A 26,410-nucleotide genomic window follows, 5' to 3' on the forward strand; every position below is an offset into this window, starting at 1 on the left:
GTGCTAACCCATATTGGTATTTTTGGGGACGGCCGATTCAGTACTGGTACTCTTTTTACTTGGTTAGGTACTTCATGTTTAAAAAAATCTCATTATGCATTTTAGCTATGGCTTCTTGGCAAGCATCTGCTGAGCAGTCTTATTTTTTTGACCAGCAAGATGGCCAATTTGATCTTGGCTATCACCTCGCTGAAAATGCCTATGGTTTTTTACCGGTTCCTATTTTAATTACTGAGCCTGCAGTTGGTGCTGGTGGTGGTTTGATGGGCTTGTTTTTGCACGAAACCGATGAAGAAAAAGAACTACGTAAACAAAAAGCCCTTGAGTCTATTGATGGCGGCGCCCAGTTAATTCCTGCAGCAATGACCTTGGTGGGCGGCGGCGCGACAGCCAATGGTACTTGGTTTGCTTTTGCGGGGCACCGTCATTCTTGGTTAAACGATAGTATTCGTTATACCGGCGGCGCAGGTGCTGCTAAGGCGAATTTAGATATTTATACTAATTTAGGTGGCTTACTACCTGAAGGGAAAAACCTCAAATTTGATACCACTACCGAAGCTTACTTTGCGATGCAAAAACTGCAGTTTAGAGTGGCTGATACGCCATTATTGTTGGGCTTAAAACAGCTATGGTCAGTGTCCAGTGTCTCATCATCAAACGCTGTAGTTGATTGGTTTTTGCAAACCGCACTGGGCGATAAACATACCACCTCAGGTCTTGGTTTGGTGGCCGAGTATGACACTAGAGATAATATGTTTTTCCCGAAAAAGGGTTACATTTTATCGGCTGAATACATGTTATATGATGAGGCGTTAGGTTCTGACAGTCATTACGGTACCTTAGATACCAGTGGCGAGTTTTATTTCCCTATTGCTAAAAAGTGGACCTTTGCGGTCGCTGCTAGTTATCAGGAATTGTATGAGAAAGACACCAGCCTTTCACCTACCACTAAGCCTTATGTTGATCTTCGTGGTGTATCAGCATTTCGATATCAAGGTGATCAAGTCGGCACCTTACAAGCGCAGTTGATGTATCACATAGATCACCGCTGGACGGTATCGACCTTTTACGGTTACGGCCAAACAGAGACAGAGACGGAATCAATACAAGACAGCAGCGACTCCGTTAATGCTTATGGTGTTGGCTTTCGCTATCAAATTGCCAGACGTTACGGCATTCATATGGGAGTGGATGTCGCCGCCAGTGAAGAGGAGCGGGCATTGTATTTTAACCTAGGCTCGGGCTTTTAATCGTCAATCAGACACTTAAGCACATATTAATTGGCAATCAGTTTATATGTGCTCTTACCTTTATAAGTACTATTGAATTCAGTAGTAGTCAATATCATCTACCAGGGACTTAGTTATAATTCTTACACTTTTAATTAAGCACTTTTCGATAATAAAATTATATTTAACTGATAATTGATTACACTGTTTAAATTGGGTAGTCTCTATGTCTGTATTTTACAAATAGTGTTGCTATTTTATCTTTGCTTATGTCTTTATTAACAATCTAATCATTTTGTAACTGCTGTGGGTTATTAATAATTAGGGTTTGAATAATTTAAGAAACTATTTTTATTAATTGCCATTTAATTTGTTGGTAATTTAAAGTGTCGCGGCGAGGCTTAAGATGTTTATTTGTTGTTGCTCAGGTGTTTGTTTGCGGCTTGATTGGTGTTTATTTTGTGAGAAACACTTGTTGCAGCCAGGTTTTTAATTTAAATTTTCAAAACTAATTTTATATTTATAATGTTATCAGTAGCAGTAGGCGAGTAGTACTGAATTGTTTTCTATTTTGGTCAGATTTGAAATTTATTGATCATTTCAAGAACAAGTGTCATTTCAATTGACTGGGACATAAGCTCTACCAATCATCACAATCATAAAAGCTAAGGTTTTGTAATTAAACATGGTGCCAAAGGCTAGAGTAAAATAGAGGTCTGAAATTTTGGTTTTATCTTATCTGTCTGTACTTTAATTATTTTATGTTTTTGATTGTGGCAGTGTCTTGCTGTCGAAACAATTCAGAGTGTTGTTTTTTATTCATATCTTGAGGGATATTTTTTATCCTAAGAGATACTTGTTGAATATATGTGCTGTTTTTATATTAACTGAAATATTTATGAGGGGTAAGTTAAGACTTAAGGTTTTTAGCCGTGAGTCTTAAGCTTTTTTTTCAAACTATATCTGTAATTTTTATTTTTACGTTTGTTGCTTGTTTTCTGCGTTGTTATTTTTTTTGACTTTAAATTCAAAGCTGTTTTTTTGTTTTTATTGTTGTTTGAAATAAAATCTTCACTTTACTTATTTGTATGTTTTATTTACTCCCGCCTTTACTGATGCTGAAATATTGCTTGAGATTAATTGACCAATCTTAATCTGTGGCAATAATTCGGCATACAGACATAAATAAAATAATTATCTGGAATAAATATGAAATTGAATGCTAAGAAACTTCTGCTTGCGACCAGTGTTGCAGCAGTACTTACAGGTTGTAATAGCTCATCAGACGATAAATCAATTAGCATGGAAGTCCGTTTGATGGAAACGACTGATATCCATACTAACGTTATGCCATACAATTACTTCGCGAGTGCAGAACACAACGAAAACAACCTGCCAGAATGGGGCTTAGCACGTACTTCCTTAGTCATTGCTGAAACGCGCGATGAAGTAACAAACAGCATGTTATTTGATAATGGCGATTTGATCCAAGGTAGCCCAATGGGCGACTACATGGCAGCGCTAGGTGCTGAGCATCTTAAAAATGAAAAGCATCCGGTTTACAAAGCGATGAACTATTTAGAATATGATGCGGCAAATTTAGGTAACCATGAGTTCAATTATGGCCTTGAATACCTAGATGAAGCGCTTAAAGGTTCAGATTTCCCTTACGTGAGTTCAAATGTGTGGAAGGCTGATAGCGAGCTTGAAAAAGTCAGCAATGCAGCAGATGAATGTGAAGTACGCATTACTGAAGATTTTTATGACACCGCTGAAAATATGTATAACCCATATGTCATTTTAGACCGTGAGTTTATTGCTGAAAATGGTGAATCATACAATGTTAGAGTCGGTGTAATTGGCTTTACACCGCCAGATATTATGGGCTGGGATGCTTCACACCTAGTGTGTAATGTTGTGGTTTCTGATATCAAGAAAACCGCCGAACATTATGTCCCTATCATGAAGGCTGAAGGCGCAGACGTTATTGTTGCTATCCCGCATTCAGGCCTCAATGACAATAATGATGAGTTTGCTGAAAACGCAACCTTACACCTTGCTTATGTAGACGGTGTTGATGCCATTATGTTTGGTCACGACCACCGTGAATTCCCGAATGCAAATAATGAATACGGCGAAATTCCAGGGGTTGATCCTGAGCTTGGTTTAATTAATGGTATTCCAGCCATCATGCCAGGTTTCTGGGGTGCTAAGTTGGGTGTTATTGACCTAAAACTTAAATCTAGCGATGACGGCGAGACATGGACTGTTGACCATTCTCACTCTACAACCGAGCTGCGCTCATTGGTGCCAAATGAGTCTGATGTCATCATCGAAGACTTAGTGGTTACTGAGCACGAAGGCACAGTTAAATACATGTCAAAAACGATTGCTGAAATCGATGTGAACATGAACAGCTTTTTCCCGCAAGTGGTACCAGATTTATCCATGCAAGTGGTTAACCAAGCACAGCTTCATCAACTGAATAAATGGAAAGCGGAAGGTGAGTTTGCTGATGCATCTGCAGACGCCATCTTCATGTCTGTGTCTGCACCATTTAAATCTGGTCGTAATGGCGGAGCTGATTACACCAACATTCAAACCGGTGAACTAACTAACGCTTCAGTTGCTGATATCTATGTATTTGATAACAATACCCCAGCGGTCTTAAAAATGACCGGTGCGGATATGAAAAACTGGATTGAGTGGGTTAACTCTAATGCTTACCGCAGCCTACCATTGGCAGAGGGTGAGACTTTCCTAGTTGAAGGCTTCCCTGGTTATAACTTCGATGCGTTCTATGCTGGCTTTAATGAATCTGGCGAAGGCATGCTTAAGTACACAATCAACGTTGAAAACCAATCAAAGTACACCAACATTAATGGTTTCAGCTACACAGAAACTGACAATGAGCAGTTGACTAGCCTGACCTATAACGGTACTGACATTGCTGATGACGCAGAAATCTATGTGATTACTAATAGCTACCGTGCATCAAATTCAGATATGCCAGGTGTTGATAACGCTGAGCTTGTTAAAGATGAAGCGGCATTTAACAACCGTGAATTGGTGCAGTCCTATTTGGCTGATCGTTTAGCAGAGCAAGAAGGTGATAGTAAATTAGCGTTCCCAAATGCTGAAGTGTTTGAGCTTATTGCGCCAAATACTACTAGCGTGTCATTTGCTTCTGCAAAGCTTGAAGAAGGCTTCCGTTGTGCGACCAATGAAATTACTGGTCTTTCAACTGAGCAGGAAGATGGGACTAAAGAAGGTACTGAAGGTTTCACTATTTACAACTTTAACTTCGATTACAGCGGTGAATTTAACTGTAAAGCGAAGTAAGTTTACAGTGCAATGAAATTTAGCTGCGGCTTATATTTCATATAACACTAAAATCCTACTTAGTAATAAGTAGGATTTTTCATGTGTTAAATTTGGTGAGTTATCGACAAATTGATGCTGCTCACAGTTACGGAGCATCATTATTGCAGAGTGTGAACCACCTTAAGGTTTACCAGCGTAAAAGCACGTAGGTTATTACCATTGCTATTTTACTTTGCCGCTACAGGCAACTTTCAGTACAAGGATCTATCATGTTTGATTCAAAACCAGATAAAGCTTTTTTCGATCGCGCTAGTCAGTTTATTAATGTTGCTAATGAGTTTAATCAAAATCCCAAGGTAAAAACGGGTGAGGTAAGCGCTTCATTCATGTATTCCTTAACCCGCTACAATGCTTGGTTTACTTCTACTGGTTTTGATAATGCCGAAGAGATGCAGCAGAAAAAAGCTGACATGGTGGCCTATTACACTGAAGAGTACCGCAAGCTGCTTGAAGGCAACATGGAAGATTACATCCAAAACTTTGACCATTACCGTAAAACGCAAAAGTAAATTTTTTGCTAAACGTGGCTCAAATATAGCTAACTAAAAATCCACTATCAGAGTATCGTTAAGATAATCGACAGTGGATTTTTTATCGTTAATTATCTTGGTGTTGACGATTAAGCCCTATCAAGTGTCTCATTTTATACTCCGAGTAATGTTAATTACCCCGGCAACAACGGCATCGCAGTTTTGTTTCTAATAGAAACGGGCAAGACAAGATGACCAAGTTCCTATATCGCGTTGTGCTTAGCCGTACTGAGTACTCTGCAACCTGCAATCATCAACACTCAACAATGTGAAATGGGCTCATCAATAGGTGCTATAGCGCTAATTGTTGCCGATGCAGCCATGCTACCGGATTGCCTAACAGTGGTAACTGCCATACACCATAATGCTCATCATCTTGTAGGCGGTAGTAGCGAATATCATTATCGAAAAATAGGCTGCGGCGCAACGAGCTGTAAAAAGTGAACAGTTCGCCTTGTTTTCCTAAATGTTGATCTGGAGTGAGGTGTTGATGGTCAACGGTCATGAAAAATACACTTATGTTGTGACCTTCTTGCTCTATTTGTTGCTCATTAAATTGATAACGAGCTTGAAACTGTATCGATGCCCCATCGCAATTTAACAGGCTAATACAGGCATCAACCGTCATAATACCTGCTTTGTCTTCGTTGTAGAGCAAGGCCATCCTAAAATCGACTCTTACGATGTCACCAGATTCAGTCGGATAATAAATATAATTATTATAATGTTGCTCGGTTAATTCAGTTGTTTGTACAGCCGCTTTGGGTAAGGTTAATTGATTTCTGGACGGCGTGGTGGTGAGCTGTATCTTTTGCGTCAGCTGCTGTAGTTGTACTGCAGATATTAAGGCGTTATGGCTAACGGTATTGAGCAAGCCCGTTTGAGCGCAATCACCTTCTGGGCACATTGCTAAACTGTAGTAATGATTGTGTTGTCCTAGCCATTGGGGCTGGGATGGATTAATTATGGGCAGCGGCAATGAATCACAGTGATCTTCTGAGGTCGCCTCAATTACTGCTGTTAATGGATGTTGTTGGCATAACGTAAAAGGCAGGTTTACTGAAGACGGTTGCCATTGTCTATACCCTATAACGGCGATAATGATACTCAAAAATATCAATATAACCATAGCTTTGATGGTTAGGGTTGTACGGGGATTTTTGTTTTGCTTTGTGGCCTGTGGCGCGTTTAATGCGTAACCATGACGCGGAATGGTTTTAAGCTCTATTGACTCATCGCTGGCAAGCTTTCGTCTTAAGGTACTGATGCATTGATTGAGAGATGCATCAGTCGCATTGCGGTTAGGCCAACCAGCTGATTGTAAATCGGTTTTAGTGGCGACACCTTCAGCCAGTATTAAATGTTTTAATACTGCATTTTCTGAAAACGATAATGAGTGCTGCTCACCTGTTCTAGCATCCGTCAGGGTTTGTTTGTCAGAATCGAATAGCAAGTTGGCCAGCAACAACATGAAAATTCCTGAGTGGTTAAGAAGAGATATAATATAGCGGAATGTGGTTGATGTTGATGTGAAAGTGGTCAAATAATTTGACCTTCCTCAAATAAAAAGGGGCATAAATGCCCCTTTGAGAGAGTGATGATGAATTTGGGGATTAATTCAATTTATGCTGTTGTTTGAGTTTGTCTAATTTATGGCAAGTCACACAGGATTCTGTTTCCAACTCATCCTTAGGGACACCAAAACGACCGCCATTTTGCTCCATATGCGCACGCACATGAGGCTTAATTACCATGGTATCGCTGTCTTCGTCATACCGCTTGGCATGGCATGAATAACAAGTTGCCGACACTGGGCTCACATAAGCATCGACGTTAACATCAGTGGCCGGATATGCTCTGCTATCAGGATCATAAGTCAGATCCAATGCTAAGGGTTTGCCTTCTTCAGTTAAACGCTCTGCACCAAAAGTGTCACCTTCATGACAACGGTAACAGTTGGCTTGGTTAGCGGGGTAATTTACTGAGCGGATCCAATTCGGTTGTTTCTGAGTTGCCCGCTGATTGTTATGTAATGAATGCATCCAGATTTTATGATCTGGGTGACTCACAACGAGTTGCTCAACAAAGTCTTTGTCACCTTGCACAGTATGACGTTCGCGAATGGCTTGGGTCGGCGGAGTATTGGGGTTATGACATGCGACACACGCATCAACGATATCAGCAGTTGAGGTGCCGTAGCCTTTACCACGAGGCTTCGTAGGCTTAAATGCAATAGCTTCTTCACCGTCATTACCGGAGAAACAGGTCGTATTCGCCAGCTCAAGGTTTGATTCAGTATTGCGAGAGTGACAACTGCGGCAATTTAGCTCGGTAGTATCCGTTTCTTCGTTGTAACCATGACAAGAACCGCAATTTTTGTTTGACACAATCGGGCGACGTTTAATTTCATCACGCAGACCATTGGCATCAAAGAACCAACGTTTGTTATAGGTAGCATTGCTCTTAACGCCTTCGGCACCACAGGTCGCTGCTTGACCTAAATCATCCGTACAGAAAAAGACTCGATTCGAGATAAAGCCATAATTGTCTGAGGTGTCACCTGCAAAGGTATCATTCATCTCAATTGGCCCGACACGGTAAACAAGGTTGCCATCAACTAATGCATGCACAGGCGTTAAGGGACGTAATCGGCTTTGCTCTGACGTCATTCGTTTGGTGGTTTTACCGTAAACAGTATAGCCGCGGCCTTGTCCCATGTGACCAGCAAGCCCTATACCGTCTTGTTGCCCTTGGGTGAAATTAACATCAATGCCCCAGTTTACGTACAACTCAAGCCCGGATAAATAATCCCAATCTTTTGCTTCTGTGCTAGTAAAAGGCAGCGCTTGGCCTTGTTGATCTTCAAGTCCAACCACGATTTCTGCAAATGATTCACCTTCAACATCAACAATCTTCGCATCGCTAATGTTGACATTCATTAGGCTGCGGCCAGCGATACCGGCATCGGCTTTGCCTCGGTGTTTATCATAGACATGCTCGGCACTATGGCAGCTTGAGCACTGGCTGTTATCACTCATACCGCTATGATCGATGTTGGCTTCTTCTAAGTCATGACAACTAGAGCAATTTTCACGAGTTGGCATAGTTTGCCAGTTTAGCGCTTCAGTGTGTTCGGTTGTTTCTTCATTGTTGTGACAAGCTAAACAGTTACCAACGGTCTCAGAGCTAACACCAATATGAACTTTATGGGCAAGGATAGGCCATGTTTTATCATCATCGACTCCGCCTGCTGAGTGGCAAGTGGCACAGTTTTCTAGGCTATCACCGCCATGTTTAATGCTGGCAATGTCTTCATGACAGCTTAAACATGTTTGACTATCGACAATATTACGGGTGAACGATAGCTCAGAACCATCGACCATGTAATCAGTGTTTTGATATGTGGTCGGCACTAACTCAGTGCCATTTACGCGGAGGATAACGCGTTGGGGTAAACTTGCATCATAGCCATTTGGAAAGTAACTGCTATCGGCTAGGTTGGTACCCATTGTGTATTGGTATTGGCCGTTAGCAAAGTCGGTTAGCTCTCCTGGGCACTCTTCATTGCAGGTTTCGTTGAACAGGTATTGCCAAGCAGAGCTATCACCATTAATTGGTGCGAGTAACTGAGCGGCTTCAACTCTAATGCTGTTAATTTTTGTGACTGGCGTCCCTTGTTCATTTTCAGCAGAGAATTTAAGGGTAATATTACCTTCAGAGACAGAAATATCTTCAATATCGAGGGATAAAACCTTCGCTGAAGGGCTGCTAGGTGGTGGTGAAATACCGTCTTCACCATCACGCCCATCGTTACCACACCCTGCCATAACAAGAGCGGCTAGTGACATGCTATATGCCCATATGTGCTTTTTATTGTTCATCATGATCATCTTAATTTTAGGATTATTAGTATTGCTTCTGCCGAGGACATTAGCTAAAGATGCGCAGATTTGATGAGTGAACTGTTTTAAAAATAGAGTTTTTTAGAGGGTTTGGCCTGATTTTAGATATTTTTAGCTTTTTTAACTGAAGCTGCTGGTAGTTTGGCTTTGAAAGTGGGGCATTCTAATAAATAAAATCCACTATCAGAGTATCGTTAAGATAATCGACAGTGGATTTTTCTGATTCAGTTTTTTGATTTAGTTTGATGACTCATCACCACTAACCACTAACCACTAACCACTAACCATTAACCACTAACCACTAACCACTAACCATTAAGCCAATCAGCCTTTAATGTTATAGGCCCCAGTCGTGTTGAGTACCACGGTAATGGCAGCATCGCTGGTGTTTTTCCAATACCAGCCATGGGCACCTGCAAAAGGGGTGGTTAATGAGCCTGTCACTTTATCTGCAGTACTGATGTTGTAGCTTTCATAGTAGCCAGTGGTATCGCCTTGGGGCTCACCGTGAAAGTCAAAAAACAACGGCGCTTCATCAAGGGTGTGCCATTGATAGGTTAAATGAGTAAATTGATTGAGCAGTAATTTATATTCCAAGCCTTTGCCTGCAGGAATAACCACATTGACGCTATCCGATCTTACCGCTGCCGTTTTTCGGGCTTGTTTAATGTCTGCAACTAAGGGCGCGGTGACAATGACTAACGCTGCACTCTCTATATCATCTATACCCTCTACACTTTCTGTATTTTCAACAGTCCCTATTTCAGCTGCTTGAGCTATTTTGGTTAACCCTAAGGCTTTGCCAATACCCGTCGGGTCGATATTGTATTCAGCAGGTAATATGGCTGTGAGCAGTACAATCGCGGCAATAACACCTGCAGCGATACTGGCTTTAATAAGCGTTGCTGTGGAGTGTACAGGAATAGCTATGGAGTGCACCGGAATAGCTATTGGCTGCAACTGTTGTTCATTCTTGTTCATGTTTGTTCCTTAAAAAATGCGGTAAATGATGATGCATATTCCGGCTGATTAATTGATAAAATAGCCAGTTAATTGAAAGCCCACTAACATTAAGCCGCTGCTCATTAGCAAGGTATTGGCGGCGGTAGAAAACTGCAGGTAGCTTCTATGACGTCGCCATAAACTCATCAAAATAAGCACTAAGCCCAACGCCAGAAACTGTCCGATTTCAACACCGACATTAAAGGCGATGATGTTGGCAACAAGTCCATCGCTGGGCAGCTGAAACTCTTGAATCTTGGTGGCTAAACCAAAGCCGTGAAACAGTCCAAAAATCATCACTGCAACCTTGGTATTGGGTTGAAACCCGAATAGGCGTTTAAAGCCGCCGAGATTATCAAAGCCTTTGTACACAATTGAAAATCCAATAATGGCATCGATAAGATAAGCATTAATCTGCACATCATTTAGCACCCCAAATAGCAGGGTTACACTGTGGCCGAGGGTGAATAAACTGACGTAAATCAGCACATCTTTAGTGCGAAACAGAAAGAAAATTACCCCGACGAGAAACAGTAAATGGTCGTATCCAGTGACCATGTGTTTAGCGCCAATGTAAATGAAAGGGAAGATGGATACGCCCTGATTTAAGGTCAGAAATTGCCGAGTGTCTTCATCAACACCATGGGCGAATAAAGAAAATGAAGCGAAAAGCCCCATGAATATCACGGCCATTTTCATGGCTGTGGCCAGTGGTTGGCTCATTGTTGTAACTCCAATAAGTCACGCACAAACGCGCGTTATAAATATCACTTTACGACTGAGCTTAATCATTGAGGCAGGGCTGAAATAATTCAGTTTGGCCTTGATGACTGCGCAGTCAGTTAAATCACTCTTTTTACGAATATGATTATAAAGTCGCTGACTTATTGATGTGGTGGAGGTATAGGGGGAGCAAATTGGTAACTTTGATAATCTATTGGATTATCTGAAAGGGTATTGGTATGGGCAAATTCAGCGACAAATATGGATTCGAATGGTGGATGAGCCGCAGAGAGTGACTGATTAGCATGTTCATGATCAGCAGCGGACTTATCAGGGTTATTCGCTGCTAATATTTCTGCCTGTGATTCAGTGGCATTAAAGGTTTTTTTAAGTGTATTTTCAGCCTCTTGGTAAGGATGAGAGTGCTGTGATAAATCTGCATGGTGATGGGCAAGCACGATACCTGATGGATGTTCTCCGTGAGGGTATTGCACTGAGAATGCCGTACTAATAGTAAATAACTGACACAGCAATACCACTAACACTATTGATAGTGTCATAGGGGATAATGGCCTAGATGAAGATTGCAGTTTGGCCTGATCGTTATTGAAGTTCAGTTGTTTAAGCCTTGGCACCAAGTTGCGTCATTTATTCAGCTGATTTATTCAGCTGATTAAATCAGATAACCTCTAAAACTGCCAGTACAGTGATTATTGGCACGCTTAAGTAGGGCAAACTAGACTTGAACAGTCGTTCATTGTAAAGTTGAGCAATCGTTCAATATAGATCTGAGACTAAGATTATGACTAAAGCAGCCAAATTTAATCGTGAGGAAACGATTCAAAAAGCGGCCAACCTATATTGGCAAAAAGGTTTTCACGCGACTTCAATGCGTAACCTGCAAGAAGTAATCGATTTACGCCCTGGTAGTATTTATGCCAGCTTTGGCAGCAAAGAAGGCTTGTTTAAAGAGGCCTTACAATACTATGCGCAAACGGGTGTTGAGATGTTAGCCCAGTGCCGTATTGATGCTGGCTCGCCCCTTAGGGCGTTAAAACTGTTTATTGAGCGCTCAGTGTTAGCCAACAAATCAACCGTGCCAAGTGGTATGTGTATGCTGGTTAAAACTGTGGCAGAATTAACCACAGACAATGCCGATTTATTAGCTGAAGCTAAAAGTGCCTTAGGGATGGTTGAGGCTGAATTTGCCGCACTACTCACTGAAGCGCAGCAGTTAGGTGAGTTAGATACGACTCAAGACCCACAGGCGTTAGCACGTTTTATTCAAGTGCAGATAATTGGTATTCGTACTTATGCCCATGCCAATCAAGATGACGATACCATTCAAACTCTCATTGATGGTGTATTTGAAAGTTCGCAATTAATGCCTGGCCATTAAAAAGCGTTTGATTGTTGCAATGGCAATGCAGCGGCTAGGGACAAAGAGCACTAAAGTAAAACCTCTAAATAAATGATTTTATTTTTAAGGGATGAATATGGCTATTACACTGGCTTTTGATGTTTATGGCACGCTAATTAACACCCATGGGCTGTTGGCACAATTGCAAACGCTGGTGGGTGATAAAGCCTTTGGGTTCTCAACTACTTGGCGCGAGAAACAATTAGAGTATTCGTTTCGCAGAGGCTTGATGAACAATTATGTTCCTTTTAGTGAGTGTACCCGCCAAGCGCTAGATTATACCTGCCTGTATTATCAAATATCTTTATCTTCAAGCCAAAAACAAGCCTTACTAGAACGCTATAAAACCTTGCCAGCATTTGCAGAAGTAAAGCAAGGCTTGCTGGCATTTAAAGCCCAAGGTTATCGGTTATTTGCCTTTTCAAATGGTACTGCCAAAGCGGTTGAGCAATTATTGCAAACAGCAGGCCTTATTGAGTTATTTGAAGCGATAGTGAGCGCCGATGAGATCAATACCTTTAAGCCTAATCCGGCTATTTATCAGCATTTTTTGCAAGTGTCAGGCTCAGTCGCCAGTCAAACTTGGTTAATCTCCAGTAATTCTTTTGATGTGACGGGGGCTATATCGGCAGGGCTTAAAGCAGCTTGGGTTAAGCGATCACCAACGGCGATATTTGACCCTTGGGAGATTCAGCCCAATGTGATCGCCACTGATTTACTAGCATTAGATAATATGATGAGCCAATTTGCGATTAAAGAGACTTAACGCCGCAGTGATAACATTTACCAAAGCTTATTTAGCAGTGAAGTTAATGAGCCGTGCTCTAAAAGCTTAAAGCAGAACGGGATAAATCCCATCAACAGCGGGTTCATAAACTAAAAAACGGATGATATTTATCATCCGTTTTTTATGTCATCGGCTTTAAAAAAGTCTCACCATTAGTTACTTTCTAACTCTGCCAATAGTTGCGTCAGTACCTGTTTATATGACTCAACCGGATGAGCGCCGTTTAAGGCACTAGTGCGGTTAAATATAACCGTCGGTACCGAAGATATTCCTGCAGCGGTCCATTGGTTTTTCTCAGCGCTGATATGCTCTCTGATGTCGGGGTTGTCTAATAATGCCATAGCCTCATCGACGTTAAGCCCAATAGCAGCCAGTTCATTGGCCAATACTGCTCTATCTGAGACATCTTTATGCTCAGTAAAGTAAGCGCTAAACAAACGTAATTTCAATTCAGTTTGTTTATCAAAACCTTTGGCGTAATCCAGCAATATATGAGCATCAAAGGTATTAACGATATGCATGTCGTCGCCAAAGTTAAACTCAAAATCGAATTCGGCGCCGCGCTGGGCAATATTTTCTCTGGCTTTGGCGCTATCTTCAGCACTTGAACCATATTTACGCGCCACATGTGCACGTAATTCTTCACCTTCTGCAGGCATATCAGGATTGAGCTCAAAAGGTTGCCACTCAAGTTCAACTTTGTCTTCTATCCCCAGCTCTTTAATGGCTTGCTGCAAACTCTTGTAACCGACCACACACCATGGACAAACTACATCTGAAACGATATCGAGTTTAATTTTATCTGACATATTACACCTGCCTTGCTATGTGATTTTGGACTTATGCTTTTCTTGGGTTTGAACTTAGGTCTGAATTTAGGTTCGAATTTAGAATTGTACTTGGATTTAGCTTTGAAAATGATTAAAGCTGATAATTATCAGCTTTAATGTTAACCGTAAATGTCTTACTTATTGGTGGGCGCTGAATTAGCGGCTACTTTTCCCAAGCAAATTGTTGAAAAGGCTTATCCACCGGAGTATGAGCAACATGGTTTACGTAGTTGCTAATGACTTTTTGTGACAGACCTAAAATGATTTCCAGTAACTGTTGCTGGCCATAACCTGCCGCAAAGAAGGCTTCCATTTCAGCATCAGATAACAAGCCACGGTTACGCACCATCAACAATGTGGTGTCATGTAGTGCTTGTAATTTAGCGGTTGGCATTGCGGTGCGATTTCTCAGTGCTTCAGTTAATGCGCCATCCACTTTCATCATATGGGCGATGCCAGTATGGGCTGGTACACAGTATGTACAACCATGTTCAACATTAATGGTTTGCCACACTACCGTTAATTCTTCGGCATTGAAAGATGAGCTTTCAAATAGGTTATGCAGTGTTTGATAGGCCTCAAAGGTATTCGGCGATTCAGCAAGCACTCCATGAAGATTGGGCACCATGCCAAAGCTTTTTAAAGACTGTTCTAACATCGTTTTACTTGCTTGTGGTGCAGACTCGATAGTGTGAATAGTAAATTTGCTCATGATGATGCTCCGAATTTGAATCTTCTTATAAATAATTTAGTTCAAGTCAGTTAGCTCTAGTAAAAAATAGGGGGTAACTTCATTGTGTGAAATAAATATAGACTTAATTGAACGATCGTTCAAGAATTATTTTGAACGATTGTTCAAAATAAAAAGTGTTTTGCGATTAATGCATTGAAAAAGCGTAGATTTAAGTTTAATTTCTCGACGTAATTGTTGAGTGATAGCCATTTTTTTCTCAGGGCAAAGATAAGCATAAGGGCTTGAGGGAAGTTATTGATACTGAGCAATCGTAAACTTGAAGCTTATATCAACTATTAGGCGGCGACTTTGATTGGATTCAGTTTGGCAGCAAGCTATGATTAGTTTAATCAAAGTTAGCTGAGTACGCTTATTCGAGCTTATTCAAGCTTATTCAAGCTTATTTGAAGTTGCTTGAAGCTTCCAAGGACATGATAAATGCAATCGATTACTAAACAGCTGAGTCTTTTTCTTGATGTGGTGCAGCAGGGTTCGTTTACTAAAGCGGCGGCATTGCACGATATGGATAACTCGTTACTGTCAAAGCAAATCAAAAAGTTGGAAGCCGAATTAGGGGTGCAATTACTTAATCGCTCAACGCGCTCGTTTTCATTAACCTCAGCAGGGGAAGAGATCCTCGAACAAACCCAGACTTTATTAGATACCCTAAATCAAATCCAAAATATTGCAGATTCATATCAGTCTGAGCCGAAAGGGATTATTAGAATTACCTCGTCTATCTTCTTTGGTCAGGAGTATCTGCAACCTGTCATCAGCCAATTTATGAAGCAATACCCCAATGTTAAAGTTACCCTGTCATTGGATGATAAACGCGCCGATATCATTTCTGATCATTTTGATGTGGCTTTTAGGATTGGCAAGCTCACAGAGTCGAATTTGATTGCAAAAAAAATTGCCAAGACCCACTTTGCCATCTTGGCATCAGAAGCATTTTTGGCAGAGCATGGTCACCCGCAAACCCCAGAAGAGTTAATTCAATTGCCTGCGGTTATTTATAGCAATGGTAGTGTCATCTTAGATCAGATGCGCTTATCCCAGCAGCCCCATGGCGAACAGTTTAAAAACTATAAAATGCAGGGGAATTATAAAGTCAGCGATGTCAGAACCATTATTGAAGCGGTGAAGGATGGCATAGGTTACACTCATATTGATTTATTTAATTTAAATCAGTCGATTACTGAGCTTAAATTAGTGCCATTATTAACCCGCTATTCACTTTCCACTATGGATACTGGCATATATGCTGTCTATCCGCATCGTAAGCAAACCCTGCTAGTGAGTGAGTTTATTAAAGCGGTGCAGCAATATATTGGCACGCCACCTAAGTGGGTTGAACACGTACCGAATTATAAAAACTTGTATAAATAAACTGAAACTAATTTTAGTGATGGTTATTCATTGTAAGTGAAAAATGTGGTGTAAGCAGTTGTTTATGAAGGTGTTTGTTTTCAGTTGCAATGAATTAAAAGGAGGGTATACCATGTCTGTAAACAAGTTGATGAGCTTAGGATTCATGCTATTACTTACTGGCTGCGCCGCAACGCAAGCCAGTAAGCAAAAAGCGGCCATGTATCAGTTTGATGAGTTACAGCAGGTTAACTCGATTAGTCATTTTCGACTTGATAGTTGGCGCAGTATCGATAGCCGTAGTTTATTTATTGACGTGCGCCCAAGGCAAAGTTATTTACTGGTGCTTGATGGCATTGATAATAATTTGCAGTTTGCACAAGCCTTATTGGTCTCATCGAAACTGGGGACAGTTGAAGCGGGTTTTGATACGGTATCGACCGCGGCAGAGCCGCAATTCACCACCCGAATAAAAAGCATCTATCGCATTGATGATAAACAGCAAGAACAGCAAGTGAAACAAAAAATAGCAGGCTTTTCAGCGGTTAAAAAGCCTTAGTGGTTAGAGAGTAAAATTAAGCTTGCAGCAGTAACGACAAGTGTCAGTTTAAAAACGATTTTTCACTTGAAAGCGCCACTCCCAATCATCGACATATTCGCCGCTGGTAAAGGGCACCGCGAAATCAATATGGCCGACACTACCGTAGCTGGATTTTGATGAATACACTCTGGCACCAATGCCAATGCTGCCAATGGGGGCGTTGACTTCATTATTGTCATCAGGCCCGCCAAACGCCTGTCCAATATCCACAAAGGTGGCCCAGCCAAGTTCAGCAAGTTGATATAAATTGATGTTGGGATAATAGCGGACTTCTCCTGTGAGCAACCATTGATTATCACCATATTGATAGTCGTTAGGATAACCTCTTACCCCTGTATCATCGCCTAGGGCAAAGGGGTCATCGAGGTAATTATTTTGCGAGCTGGCTAAGCGGGTTTTAGCGTAGGCGGTCCATTTAGGGTTAATGTGGTGGAAGTATTCACCTTGGATGCTGATATTATAGTAATCGGCTTGGCTGGTGTTAAAGCTGGCTTCACCAGTAAGATTAAATAAGAATAAATTATCTTGTTGTTGATAGCCTCGACTGCTACTGACCGTTAGGTGATAGCCTACAGAAGACTCTTCGGCGACATCGCGAGTCTCAATGCCTAATTGCACAAAGTGGCGCCAGCCTAAGTTAAAGTCCTCATGATTATTAATCAGATGGATATTAGTAAACACCTTATAATCATCTTGTAAGTATTCATAACTTGCCCAAGGGTATAAAAAGTCTCTGTCTTCAGGCAAGGCTTGATTTGGGAAGGTCTCACTGGGCTCAAATTGGTGTTTATCTTGGGTAAAACCTAAGCTAATTCGCGATAAATCCGCCTCTGTTTTATCAATAAGCCAGCCATAGCCGATAGCGGCATAATCGACATTATGCTCAAACTCATTAACGTCTTGGCCATTTTGTCTTAAGGTATCAATACGTTGATCGGTTAAGTATTCTGCGAAATACCTATCGGGGGTATCTAGTGAGTAAAACGGCTTATTAAAATACAGTTGGGTTGCTTGACCGTCACTATTATCATACCAATTGGCAGCAATTGTGGCGTGTTTGATGAATTTTAGTGGTGCTGAAATGCCAAACTTATAACCGGTTCGATCAGCATTTGATTGATATTTAAAGCGGGTTTTAATGCCGCGTCCCATCAAGTTATCTTCTTTTATCCCGACAGAAAACTTAGTTTCACCACCGCTAGAGCTTAAGCTGAAGGTGGGCAAGAGTGACCAATTATCCCAGGTTTCCACCACCACAGTATCTTGCTCATTCTCGGCGCTAGGATCTTTTTCTGCGAGATAAATTTTGGCTTCTCGCAGGTAAGGCTCGGCTCGCAGTAAGCGCTGGGATTCTGCAAAGGTTTTTTGATTTACCTCATCGCCTTCAGTGAACGTAAGCTTATCGAGGATCGTTGCTTCAGTGGTGTTGATATGCAGCCAGTTGGCCCAGTGGTGAATAAAGAAGGCATCAGGGTCTGATTCATCAAAAATAGCATTGCTCTGCACGATAATGTTATCGACAGTAAAGGGGGTTGACTGGTTTTTGCTGTTTGTCATTACCAATGCCGAGGCTGAATGCTGCAGGTTGTTAATTTGCTCAGCATGTGCCGCGGCGATAGAGATAATCAAGGTAATAACAAGGATAATGGCTAAAGCGCAATTAGCGCGAATTATCACAATATTATTAGTTTTTATTATGGTACCTACTCAATTATTTATAGAAGGGATAGCTAATTAAGCTATTGAGTAAATAGCATTTAAAATTTCAACAGCTGAAATTAAATGCCTTATCTTAGTATGGCGGGTATTTTGAATTTCGCTGCTTTTTTGCGTAAAAATCAACAAGGGAGCGATGTGCTCCCTTGTTGGTGTTGCCGAGGGCCTTTTTTAGAGGGCCATTTTAAAAGGGCGGTTATATAAGAGGCTATTATATAAGAAGCTATTATTTAAGAAGCTATAAACTTCGCTTTGGCGGTACGATGACGTTAGCGAATATAAGCCCAGCAATCAGTGACATAAAAATCAAGAACACTTGTGAGCCAATATGGGCCTGATTGAGCATGGTTTCACCTGAAATCATTGCGTTTAAGCCGATATAGGTTTTACTGCCAGGCACCAAAATAACAATGCCTTGAAGTAGGGCAATGGATACCGGCGCTTTCATCCAACGGGCAAATAAGTTGGAGTAAATGCCCACCGCCAGTGCGCCGACAAATATGCCAATAGACTCGCCTAAATATAAGCCGCCAATCATGGCTGAAAAATACGCCACGATACCGGCAAAAATGCCCCAAGGTGAATCCTTAAGGCGGGCTTTAAAGATTATCACTAACGCCATTGATAGTAATGGCACCGCCGCCCACGAGGCATAAATTGGTAGCGCGTAAGGCTCAATATGCACTGATTCGCCAAACATGACTTTACCCAGTGTCATGCCTAATACGGCGCCAAAATACAGCTTAAACAGCAGCATCATCGCATCCATAATTCTGGCTGTGCCTGAGATGAGATCCCGCGCGGCTAACTCCGCAAGCCCCAGTGTTAATGCTAAACCGGGAATAAAAATAATAATCCCAGAGAGGATCACCACAGGAATATTAATACTGGGGTCTAATATGGCAATACCGCAGGCAAGAATCGCACATATCACCGCCGCAAGGGGCTCAAGCATTTCTGCCATTCGTGACGAGCGCTCAGCCCAAAAAACCATGCCATAAACCAGTAGCCCTAGCATGGCTGACCAGAACACATCATTCCAACTGGTGTCCATCAGCATCGCAAAAGCGCCGGCGCTGACGCCAAAAGACAGCAAGGTTAATTTATGGCCGTAAGGGTTAGGCTTGTTGGCAATTTCTTCTAGGCGATTAAGGGCTTCGGTTAAGGTGCGCTGACCTGTGGTTAGCTCTTCAACTAAATCAAACGTGCGGGCAAGGGAGCCTAAATCTAACTCCCCTGGTTTGACCCGCGCCACATGATTATATTCTTGCTCAGTATCATGCTGTAACACGAAGGTCATTGAAGTGGGCGAGATCAAAAAATAGCCTTCAATCCCCAAGGTAGTAGAGACCGTTTGTAAATGGGACTCAAGGCGATATGCCGGGGTGCCAAATTTGTGCAACGCCTTACCTAATCTTATGATAAATCGGCGTTTTTCAATGAAGTTGTCATCGTTCATTTTGCATGGTCACTCTAGGGTAAAAGGGAGTCGTTATTTGGCGCGCATAGTAACCGAAATGTGCTTTACTGAATACCTACATTTGGCTATTTTTACGATTTTATCAGTCGGTTAAAAAGCATTGGCATAATTTAGTTTATACATACTGTAGACCAGAAATGTTTAAGCTGAGGTATTAACGCTCAAAGCGCAGGTCAAAGGGGGGATTAAAGGCAGAGGTTAGCGACGAGCCATGTTGATTTTTTGGCTGTAAAACCAGCAAGCAGACAGGTATCTATGATGGCAATGTTATAGCTAACGGCCTAGGTATTACCTAAGCCGTTGATGACAGGTTAATTAAAGCGACTGACTGTCTTTAACGATAGTGCTAGATGCTTTAAATAAATGACTCGCACCCCATGCCAAAATAATCATTGAGATACTGAGGGAATAGCGCAGTGATTGCTCGCCAAACTGTGGTACTAAAGCGTCACTGACCATGCCAACAACTAATGGTCCAAAGCCTTGACCTAAAATTGCCATACACAGCATGGTTAGTGCCACGGCCATGGCTTTCATTTTAGGCCCTGCAACGGTTTGCACTGCGGCAAATGATGGCCCAGTCCCAGTTGATAAGGTAAATACCCCTAAAAATAATAGCCCCAGTGCCAGCGTTGAGTTAGCAACTAAAAAGCTGCCGATAAAGATTGGAATGACAATCACAAAGCAACATGCGGCCCATTTGACTTCCCAGCGCTGATCTTTAGCAATAATCTTAGGGGCTAAAAACGCCCCTGCCAAGGTACCAAACAAGGTACCAAAGCCCATTACCGAACCATAAAGAACACCGACTTCTTCAAGGCTCATGTGATGGGTTCGGATTAAAAATGACGGTAGCCACTGCACAATGCCATAATTACCAAACGCGCCCATAGATAGCCCTAACATCAGGTTTCGATAGGTTCTTTGTGTTAGCAGATGTTTGATGGTCGCAATAAGGTTGAGCTTATCATTATCAGCATTGATGAGCGGATTGCTGACACTATCTAGGCCTCTGTTATCTTTTACTGTCAGCCAAACCACCAAGCCCACGATTAAACCGGGCAGGCCCATAAAAATAAAGGTCATTTGCCAACCCACACTGTTGGCCAGTAAGCCGCCTAAAATTAATCCCGCTAAAATACCAACGGTGCCGCCAGCTTGGAAAATACCAATCGCAAAGGCTTTTTGTTTACCGGGAAATAAGTCCCCCAGCATGGCGTGACTGGCAGGAATACAGCCTGCCTCACCCACTCCGACGCCAATTCTGGCTAATAGTAGTTGAATGAAGTTAACTGACATACCGCAAGCTGCAGTCATGGCACTCCACAGCGCCACACTAACAGAGATGATCAATGGACGATTATATTTATCTGCCAGTCTGGCAATGGGAATACCAAACACAGCATAGAAAAAGGCGAACGCAAAGCCGGTTAACAAACCTAGTTGCGTATCAGAAAGGCTTAAGTCGTGCTTTATTGGTTCGATTAACACCGACAATACGAAGCGGTCCATATAAGCCAAGGCGCACACTAGCGCCAGCATAAACAGCACATAATAGCGATTGGTCGCCTTGCTATCTTCGGCAGTTGTGGGCCGGTTTTCGGCATTTAATGCGCCATCGTCGCTGATGACATTGCTGGAACTTTTCATAAATGATCCTTGTTATTATCGTTATCGGCGAAGCGTTTATGCGCTAATGGGAAAGCTGGCATCATTATCAATGGGATATATAGGGTGCGTGAGCTTGGTATGCGCAAATTCGCCCACTCTGGCGGTGGTGAGCCCTGGTGAGTCAGCCATCAGTAAGTGATCACTTACTTTTTGGTAGAAGGCGCGCCAATGTGCTGATGATTTAACGCAAACCACATCGTACTCATAAATATCAATTCCGTGGGCACGCCCCGATACATCGTCAAAAGCTTGGCCTAAACCGGTTTGCACAATCACATCCACTTGGCCAACGGTGAGTCTCACTGAAGGGCCTAAATCGAAGCTCACACCATTTAACATAGGGCCACGAATGGTTTCTATGCCATCAGAAATCGACTTTACATAAGCTGTGCACGCAATAGGATTGCCACTGCGAAGTGGATCTAACTTGCCACCTAAATTGACACTAATCGTTGCGCCAACACCCGCCTCAATCGCTTGCTTTACCACTTGGGGATCGCGAATATTAAAAAAGGCCACTTTACCCAAGTCGGTGGTGAGGATTTTACTCAGCAAATGGGTTGTGTCACCGGTACAGCCGCCACCGGGATTGTCACCGATATCTGCAATCACAATCGGTTTATTATCATTTTCCCAAAAAGCGGCGGGGGCTTGATAGCGGCCTTTAGTGGCAAGAATATCGGTTGCGATGGCAATGGTTTGATCGACATTAGGTGGCAGATTAAGGCTGAGTTGTCTGTTGTCCCAAATCCATTGGGCAAATTCAGTGGCAATTTGCTCAGCTAACACAATATCGTTGTCAGTGGTCACTAATACATACATGCCGCAATATTCAGTGTCTTGATAGGGAAAACCGTGCATTACCGAGCAATTGAGTATTTGAGGATTTTCTTCATAGGCAAGGCACTTATCGCGGATTAAGGTGCCAAAGGTACCTGCCTCCATGGTGGTTGAAGGCGGCAATAAAATCGGAATTTTCTGGTAATTCATGGTGGGCGTCAGTTGATTTAAAAAGGCGCTAACCCCAGTGAGTAGTGCTTCTTTGGCGCAAGGATTAAAATCTACGTGGGCATATTCTTTACAGGTGGTGTAATAGTCATATTCACGAGCAATGAGATCTGTCACTTTGCCATGTAAATCAGTTGAGGCAACGATTTTGGTGTCAACCCCAACGACCTCGCGGATGGACTTAGCCAGATCGCCTTCTAAATCTGAGGTGCTTTGGACGATACCTGCGCCATGAACCATCAAATAAAATACATCGACTGGCTCATTGGCTAATGTTGATAACAGCTGCTGCTTGACGGCGGCATAAGCATCGTCGGTAACTGTGCCGAATGTGGTGTTAACGTGCATGAATACTGTTGGGACGATTTCCCAGTCATTTTCGAGACAGGCATCAATAGCGCCGCCCATGGCAGTACCCGCAAGCTTTAATAGCGCTTCACCTTCATACACCACTAAATCTTTAAGGGTTGTCGGCCCAGTTAACTCTGTGGCATAGGTGTTTGTTTCATGAAATAGCCCACCGATCCCCACGCGAATTTTATTTGAATCTTTCATGCCACCACCAACTTGTAATCAAAACGTTAACGTTAAGATAGGGGCTTAAGCAATCACCACACTGTCATATTGATTACATTTGCTGAACATTATGCGCCGAAACAGCTGTTGTCAGTCCAGTGACAAAGACGCTGCTGGCAAATGTTAAGATGAAATCTTTTTGTTTGTTGCGTGAAAGTTACCACTTTGTAATCTAGGTGACAGATTGCCTCTAATCAGTTTGTTACCCCTAGATAAAGGCAAAGTTGTTGAGTTGCGCAGTTTGGGAGCGTGCTGTTTTTTGCTTATAAAAATAATCCAATAAACAAAAATAAATAAACAGGTGCGACGATGAAGAGAACACAATTAGGTATCGCAATTAGTGTGGTTTTGCTGGGGCTTAGTGCTCCAAGCTATGCACAAGAAAATGACCCTACGCAACAAGACAACGCCACAGGTATTGAAGTCATTCAGGTGACATCACAAAAACGCGCCCAATCAATTAATGAAGTCCCTATTGCCATCAGTGCCATGAACGAGACCGATATTGAAAGGCTAGGCGCGCAAGATGTGCGAGACATGCAATTTAGTGTGCCGAACATGATTGTCACTGGGTACATAGAGTCGTCACCATCTTTTGGTATTCGCGGTATTAGTGATCGCTCACGTAACCCAGGTTACGATAACCGCGTTGGGGTATATATTGATGGCGTTTGGGTTGGGCGCTCATCAGCTGCTAACCAATCCGCGTTAGATGTTGAACGTGTTGAAGTATTGCGCGGCCCTCAGGGAACCCTATTTGGTAAAAATACCGTTGCTGGTGCGATTAATATTATTACTAAGCGACCACATTCAGATGAGCTGAGCGGGCGTTTAGGTGTGGATATTGGCAATTTTGGCCTGCAAAGCTATAACGGCAGTATTAATGTTCCATTTTCTGAAGATTTTTCAGGGCGCTTGTCAGTGACGAAAACCGATCGTGATGGTTTTGTTGAAAACAGCGATCCGCTGGGGGTGATCCTCCCAGCAGATAAATTTGTTGATGAATTCAATAATAAAGATGAGCTGGCAACCCGAGCGCAATTTTATTGGCATGCGGGTGAGAATACCAACGTGTCGTTAAGCTTTGATTATGTTGAAAATAAAGCCAACGTATTACTGGGTGAAAAAGTCGATGATCCACTCGCACCGGATGTCAATGTGGTGTCATTAGATTCAACCCAAAGGTTAGATAGCACCATTAAAGGCAGCGGGCTGACCATTGATCATACCTTTGCCAATGATTTCCAATTAACATCGGTTACAGGCCTACGTAGCTCAGAATGGAACTTAAGTGATGTGGATGAAGACTATTCGCCACTGCCCTATGCCTTTACTGAATTTCAAACAGAAGACTCAACTCACTTCTCTCAAGAGTTAAGACTCGCTTCTCCTGCCTATGAAAGCTTTGATTACATTGTTGGCGCTTACTACCTAACCCAAAGTATTGAGGGTGACTCAGATGTCCAAGCCTTTGCACCTGCACTTAACCCAGCTGCGCCACCAGTGTATGTTGGTGCTAGCCGTGTAGCTGATGTTGATGCCGATTCATATGCGCTATTTGCCCACGGTAATTATCGATTTACTGATCAGTGGAGTATCACCGCAGGTCTTCGTTACACCTATGAAGAGAAAGCTATTGATTACACCATTGTTGATACTTCAGGCTTGTTTACTAATTTATCAGCCAAAGAGTCACGTGACGCATCAGATGTATCACCTACGGTGAGCTTAAATTGGATCCCTGTTGAAGATTTACTGCTATTTGCCCGCTATTCTCGCGGCTTTAAAAGCGGTGGTTATAATGCCGACTTAATCAATGATGCCGAAGCGTTACCTTTTGAAGATGAGTCGGTTGATTCTTATGAAATTGGCTTTAAGTCGCCATTTTTAGATAACACCTTAAATCTAAATGCCAATGTGTTTATCTCACAACATGATGATTACCAAGTGCAAAGCTTTACTCAACTGCCATCAGGTGGCACGGCCATTACTATTACCAATGCCGCAGAAGTTGAAAGTAAAGGCTTTGAACTTGAGCTGCAATGGCAACCTATCGACAGTCTACAGTTGTGGGCAAACTATGGTTACACTGATGCTGAATTTAAAGCTTTTCCAGAGCCAGCAGGCCCTGGTACTGACTTCTCGGGTAATCAATTAGCTGAAGCGCCTAAATATACCTATGGCATTGGCGCTGAGTATCGTTATTCACTGAACTATGGCGATTTTGTGGTTCAGGCTGATTACTTCAAACGGGATAAGTTTTACTCAAACCCAGATAATGCCGTCAGTAACTTAAACCAAGAGCGCGGTGAAAGCGCTGCAAGAATTGGCTTTGAAGCTGAGTCAGGCGCATGGAATGTGTTCTTATGGGGTAAAAATCTGGCAGATGATGTGTCGCAAATTCATAACTCGACCTCATTTTTGGGCATAGGACGTGCTCAGTACAGCCAGCCAAGAACCTATGGCGTTAAAGGACAATATAAGTTTTAGCCTTGCAGGTGTAACCTTGGTCTAGCTAACGCTTAACCTTGGTTTTGACGATAAATAAAAAGCGCAAATTATTTTATAATCTGCGCTTTTTTGATGCTATTTAACTTAATGTTTAAAGTGAGCTATTAACTTCAACTCGTCACTGCAGTCATTAACTCATCCCATAACTTGCGGGCAATTAAGCCTATTTACGCCTATGACGCGATGGCTTTAACAGCCACTTGAGAGGTGATCATTTTATCCACCCCAGATATTTTGACTAACGGCTTAGAATCTAAAATACGGATTTTTCCATAGTGATATTCAATAAATCCGGCATCTGACCAATCTTTCAGTAACTTGTTAATGGCCTGACGGGTCGCACCTACTGAAGAGGCTAACATCTCTTGGGTAAATTCAAGCTCTTGGCAAGCAGAGTTAGGAACATTAGTGGCTGAAAAGGCCAGTAAAAATAATATTTGATTGGCTAAGCGGCGCTCTAAATTAAAAAATAACCCATACTCATACATGTTAAACACCTCTCGAATACGATAGGCCACATGCTCACACAGTGTTTTATAAATAATGGGATATTTTTCAGTTAATTGCTCGAAGTCCTTCGATAAAATTTTACCGACTTTGACCTCACCAATGGCGATAACATCTTGCGGGCGTACATCATTATCAATAGCGGATAAAAAACCGATGCAGTCACCCTCACCATAAATCACATAAGTGGCTTCTTTACCATTGTCTGCAATAACTCTTAGACGGACCGTACCACTGAGTATTTGATATTGATCCGCGCCAGCACCTGATTCACCTTTTCTGTAAATGTGCTCTCCATCACTAAAGTGTTTTATTTTAAATGTAGCGGTTACTTCGTCTTGAATGTGTTGCGGCAATAACGCAATCCAATTAGCTGTATTCGACATACTAGAGCTCACTTTGGTTATTATTTTTAGTATTTATGCTGAAATT

20 protein-coding genes are annotated in these 26,410 nt (G+C 42.2%); 8 read left to right on the forward strand and 12 right to left on the reverse strand.

What is annotated here, in order from left to right; translation table 11 throughout:
• Positions 1 to 74: 74 nt before the first annotated feature.
• From BCU91_RS02430 to BCU91_RS02440, 3 genes are all read left to right on the forward strand, one after another.
• Complete coding sequence (locus BCU91_RS02430) at positions 75 to 1,250, forward strand: BamA/TamA family outer membrane protein (protein WP_102440321.1); 1,176 nt, start codon at positions 75 to 77, stop codon at positions 1,248 to 1,250.
• A 1,188-nt stretch (positions 1,251 to 2,438) separates the two neighbouring features.
• Entirely contained in the window at positions 2,439 to 4,571 is a 2,133-nt protein-coding gene (locus BCU91_RS02435) for a bifunctional 2',3'-cyclic-nucleotide 2'-phosphodiesterase/3'-nucleotidase (protein WP_102530822.1), read from the forward strand.
• Between the two features lie 251 nt (positions 4,572 to 4,822).
• Positions 4,823 to 5,122 (forward strand): DUF3144 domain-containing protein, encoded by a 300-nt coding sequence (locus BCU91_RS02440; RefSeq protein WP_102530823.1) that lies wholly within the window; start codon positions 4,823 to 4,825, stop codon positions 5,120 to 5,122.
• Positions 5,123 to 5,435: 313 nt separating this feature from the next.
• Here the strand turns inward: BCU91_RS02440 and BCU91_RS02445 are convergent, their stop codons facing one another.
• The 5 genes from BCU91_RS02445 to BCU91_RS02465 all read right to left on the reverse strand — a co-directional run bounded on the left by BCU91_RS02445 (position 5,436) and on the right by BCU91_RS02465 (position 11,330).
• Positions 5,436 to 6,614, reverse strand: coding sequence for a winged helix-turn-helix domain-containing protein (locus BCU91_RS02445; RefSeq protein ID WP_102530824.1), 1,179 nt, complete (start codon positions 6,612 to 6,614; stop codon positions 5,436 to 5,438).
• A gap of 142 nt (positions 6,615 to 6,756) precedes the next feature.
• Entirely contained in the window at positions 6,757 to 8,991 is a 2,235-nt protein-coding gene (locus BCU91_RS02450) for an OmcA/MtrC family decaheme c-type cytochrome (RefSeq protein ID WP_241904020.1), read from the reverse strand.
• 378 nt (positions 8,992 to 9,369) lie between these two features.
• Positions 9,370 to 10,026, reverse strand: a complete 657-nt coding sequence (locus tag BCU91_RS02455) for a hypothetical protein (protein ID WP_198590419.1) — start codon at positions 10,024 to 10,026, stop codon at positions 9,370 to 9,372.
• A gap of 48 nt (positions 10,027 to 10,074) precedes the next feature.
• Positions 10,075 to 10,770 (reverse strand): HupE/UreJ family protein, encoded by a 696-nt coding sequence (locus tag BCU91_RS02460; RefSeq protein WP_102530825.1) that lies wholly within the window; start codon positions 10,768 to 10,770, stop codon positions 10,075 to 10,077.
• A 161-nt stretch (positions 10,771 to 10,931) separates the two neighbouring features.
• Entirely contained in the window at positions 10,932 to 11,330 is a 399-nt protein-coding gene (locus tag BCU91_RS02465) for a hypothetical protein (RefSeq protein WP_102519723.1), read from the reverse strand.
• A gap of 242 nt (positions 11,331 to 11,572) precedes the next feature.
• Here BCU91_RS02465 and BCU91_RS02470 point away from each other — a divergent pair, with 242 nt between their 5' ends.
• The gene (locus tag BCU91_RS02470; RefSeq protein WP_102440316.1) at positions 11,573 to 12,169 is read left to right on the forward strand and encodes a TetR/AcrR family transcriptional regulator; all 597 of its coding nucleotides are present in this window, start codon (positions 11,573 to 11,575) and stop codon (positions 12,167 to 12,169) included.
• A 97-nt stretch (positions 12,170 to 12,266) separates the two neighbouring features.
• Positions 12,267 to 12,956, forward strand: coding sequence for a haloacid dehalogenase type II (locus BCU91_RS02475; RefSeq protein ID WP_102530826.1), 690 nt, complete (start codon positions 12,267 to 12,269; stop codon positions 12,954 to 12,956).
• A gap of 173 nt (positions 12,957 to 13,129) precedes the next feature.
• On the opposite strand, the gene BCU91_RS02480 is transcribed toward BCU91_RS02475, so the two are convergent.
• On the reverse strand, positions 13,130 to 13,786 hold the full coding sequence (locus BCU91_RS02480) for a DsbA family oxidoreductase (RefSeq protein ID WP_102530827.1): 657 nt from the start codon (positions 13,784 to 13,786) through the stop codon (positions 13,130 to 13,132).
• Positions 13,787 to 13,970: 184 nt separating this feature from the next.
• Entirely contained in the window at positions 13,971 to 14,519 is a 549-nt protein-coding gene (locus tag BCU91_RS02485; RefSeq protein ID WP_102519720.1) for a carboxymuconolactone decarboxylase family protein, read from the reverse strand.
• Between the two features lie 459 nt (positions 14,520 to 14,978).
• Between BCU91_RS02485 and BCU91_RS02490 the strand changes: the two genes are divergently transcribed.
• Both BCU91_RS02490 and BCU91_RS02495 read left to right on the forward strand, forming a co-directional pair.
• Positions 14,979 to 15,929, forward strand: coding sequence for a LysR family transcriptional regulator (locus BCU91_RS02490; RefSeq protein WP_102530828.1), 951 nt, complete (start codon positions 14,979 to 14,981; stop codon positions 15,927 to 15,929).
• 112 nt (positions 15,930 to 16,041) lie between these two features.
• Positions 16,042 to 16,467 (forward strand): DUF6491 family protein, encoded by a 426-nt coding sequence (locus tag BCU91_RS02495; protein WP_102440311.1) that lies wholly within the window; start codon positions 16,042 to 16,044, stop codon positions 16,465 to 16,467.
• Positions 16,468 to 16,515: 48 nt separating this feature from the next.
• Here the strand turns inward: BCU91_RS02495 and BCU91_RS02500 are convergent, their stop codons facing one another.
• From BCU91_RS02500 to BCU91_RS02515, 4 genes are all read right to left on the reverse strand, one after another.
• Positions 16,516 to 18,066 carry a ShlB/FhaC/HecB family hemolysin secretion/activation protein gene (locus tag BCU91_RS02500; RefSeq protein ID WP_102440352.1) on the reverse strand — a complete coding sequence of 517 codons (1,551 nt, stop codon included), beginning with the start codon at positions 18,064 to 18,066 and terminating at the stop codon, positions 16,516 to 16,518.
• Between the two features lie 397 nt (positions 18,067 to 18,463).
• Positions 18,464 to 19,684: a threonine/serine exporter family protein gene (locus BCU91_RS02505; protein ID WP_102440310.1), complete on the reverse strand. Its 1,221-nt coding sequence runs from the start codon at positions 19,682 to 19,684 to the stop codon at positions 18,464 to 18,466.
• Between the two features lie 336 nt (positions 19,685 to 20,020).
• The gene (locus BCU91_RS02510; protein ID WP_102530829.1) at positions 20,021 to 21,355 is read right to left on the reverse strand and encodes an MFS transporter; all 1,335 of its coding nucleotides are present in this window, start codon (positions 21,353 to 21,355) and stop codon (positions 20,021 to 20,023) included.
• Between the two features lie 36 nt (positions 21,356 to 21,391).
• Positions 21,392 to 22,939: a M81 family metallopeptidase gene (locus BCU91_RS02515; protein ID WP_102475797.1), complete on the reverse strand. Its 1,548-nt coding sequence runs from the start codon at positions 22,937 to 22,939 to the stop codon at positions 21,392 to 21,394.
• Between the two features lie 330 nt (positions 22,940 to 23,269).
• On the opposite strand from BCU91_RS02515, the gene BCU91_RS02520 reads away from it, so the two are divergent.
• On the forward strand, positions 23,270 to 25,450 hold the full coding sequence (locus tag BCU91_RS02520) for a TonB-dependent receptor (protein ID WP_102530830.1): 2,181 nt from the start codon (positions 23,270 to 23,272) through the stop codon (positions 25,448 to 25,450).
• Between the two features lie 194 nt (positions 25,451 to 25,644).
• Here the strand turns inward: BCU91_RS02520 and BCU91_RS02525 are convergent, their stop codons facing one another.
• Positions 25,645 to 26,364: a Crp/Fnr family transcriptional regulator gene (locus BCU91_RS02525; protein WP_102530831.1), complete on the reverse strand. Its 720-nt coding sequence runs from the start codon at positions 26,362 to 26,364 to the stop codon at positions 25,645 to 25,647.
• Positions 26,365 to 26,410 lie beyond the last annotated feature (46 nt).

The organism is Shewanella sp. 10N.286.52.B9 (genome assembly GCF_002873635.1).
Classification (GTDB): Bacteria; Pseudomonadota; Gammaproteobacteria; order Enterobacterales; family Shewanellaceae; genus Shewanella.

Coding starts and splice junctions, on each gene's coding strand:
- BCU91_RS02430 (WP_102440321.1), top strand. CDS start 75: ATGTTTAAAAAAATCTCATTATGCATTTTAGCTATGGCTTCTTGGCAA.
- BCU91_RS02435 (WP_102530822.1), top strand. CDS start 2,439: ATGAAATTGAATGCTAAGAAACTTCTGCTTGCGACCAGTGTTGCAGCA.
- BCU91_RS02440 (WP_102530823.1), top strand. CDS start 4,823: ATGTTTGATTCAAAACCAGATAAAGCTTTTTTCGATCGCGCTAGTCAG.
- BCU91_RS02445 (WP_102530824.1), bottom strand. CDS start 6,614: ATGTTGTTGCTGGCCAACTTGCTATTCGATTCTGACAAACAAACCCTG.
- BCU91_RS02450 (WP_241904020.1), bottom strand. CDS start 8,991: ATGTCACTAGCCGCTCTTGTTATGGCAGGGTGTGGTAACGATGGGCGT.
- BCU91_RS02455 (WP_198590419.1), bottom strand. CDS start 10,026: ATGAACAAGAATGAACAACAGTTGCAGCCAATAGCTATTCCGGTGCAC.
- BCU91_RS02460 (WP_102530825.1), bottom strand. CDS start 10,770: ATGAGCCAACCACTGGCCACAGCCATGAAAATGGCCGTGATATTCATG.
- BCU91_RS02465 (WP_102519723.1), bottom strand. CDS start 11,330: ATGACACTATCAATAGTGTTAGTGGTATTGCTGTGTCAGTTATTTACT.
- BCU91_RS02470 (WP_102440316.1), top strand. CDS start 11,573: ATGACTAAAGCAGCCAAATTTAATCGTGAGGAAACGATTCAAAAAGCG.
- BCU91_RS02475 (WP_102530826.1), top strand. CDS start 12,267: ATGGCTATTACACTGGCTTTTGATGTTTATGGCACGCTAATTAACACC.
- BCU91_RS02480 (WP_102530827.1), bottom strand. CDS start 13,786: ATGTCAGATAAAATTAAACTCGATATCGTTTCAGATGTAGTTTGTCCA.
- BCU91_RS02485 (WP_102519720.1), bottom strand. CDS start 14,519: ATGAGCAAATTTACTATTCACACTATCGAGTCTGCACCACAAGCAAGT.
- BCU91_RS02490 (WP_102530828.1), top strand. CDS start 14,979: ATGCAATCGATTACTAAACAGCTGAGTCTTTTTCTTGATGTGGTGCAG.
- BCU91_RS02495 (WP_102440311.1), top strand. CDS start 16,042: ATGTCTGTAAACAAGTTGATGAGCTTAGGATTCATGCTATTACTTACT.
- BCU91_RS02500 (WP_102440352.1), bottom strand. CDS start 18,066: ATGACAAACAGCAAAAACCAGTCAACCCCCTTTACTGTCGATAACATT.
- BCU91_RS02505 (WP_102440310.1), bottom strand. CDS start 19,684: ATGAACGATGACAACTTCATTGAAAAACGCCGATTTATCATAAGATTA.
- BCU91_RS02510 (WP_102530829.1), bottom strand. CDS start 21,355: ATGAAAAGTTCCAGCAATGTCATCAGCGACGATGGCGCATTAAATGCC.
- BCU91_RS02515 (WP_102475797.1), bottom strand. CDS start 22,939: ATGAAAGATTCAAATAAAATTCGCGTGGGGATCGGTGGGCTATTTCAT.
- BCU91_RS02520 (WP_102530830.1), top strand. CDS start 23,270: ATGAAGAGAACACAATTAGGTATCGCAATTAGTGTGGTTTTGCTGGGG.
- BCU91_RS02525 (WP_102530831.1), bottom strand. CDS start 26,364: ATGTCGAATACAGCTAATTGGATTGCGTTATTGCCGCAACACATTCAA.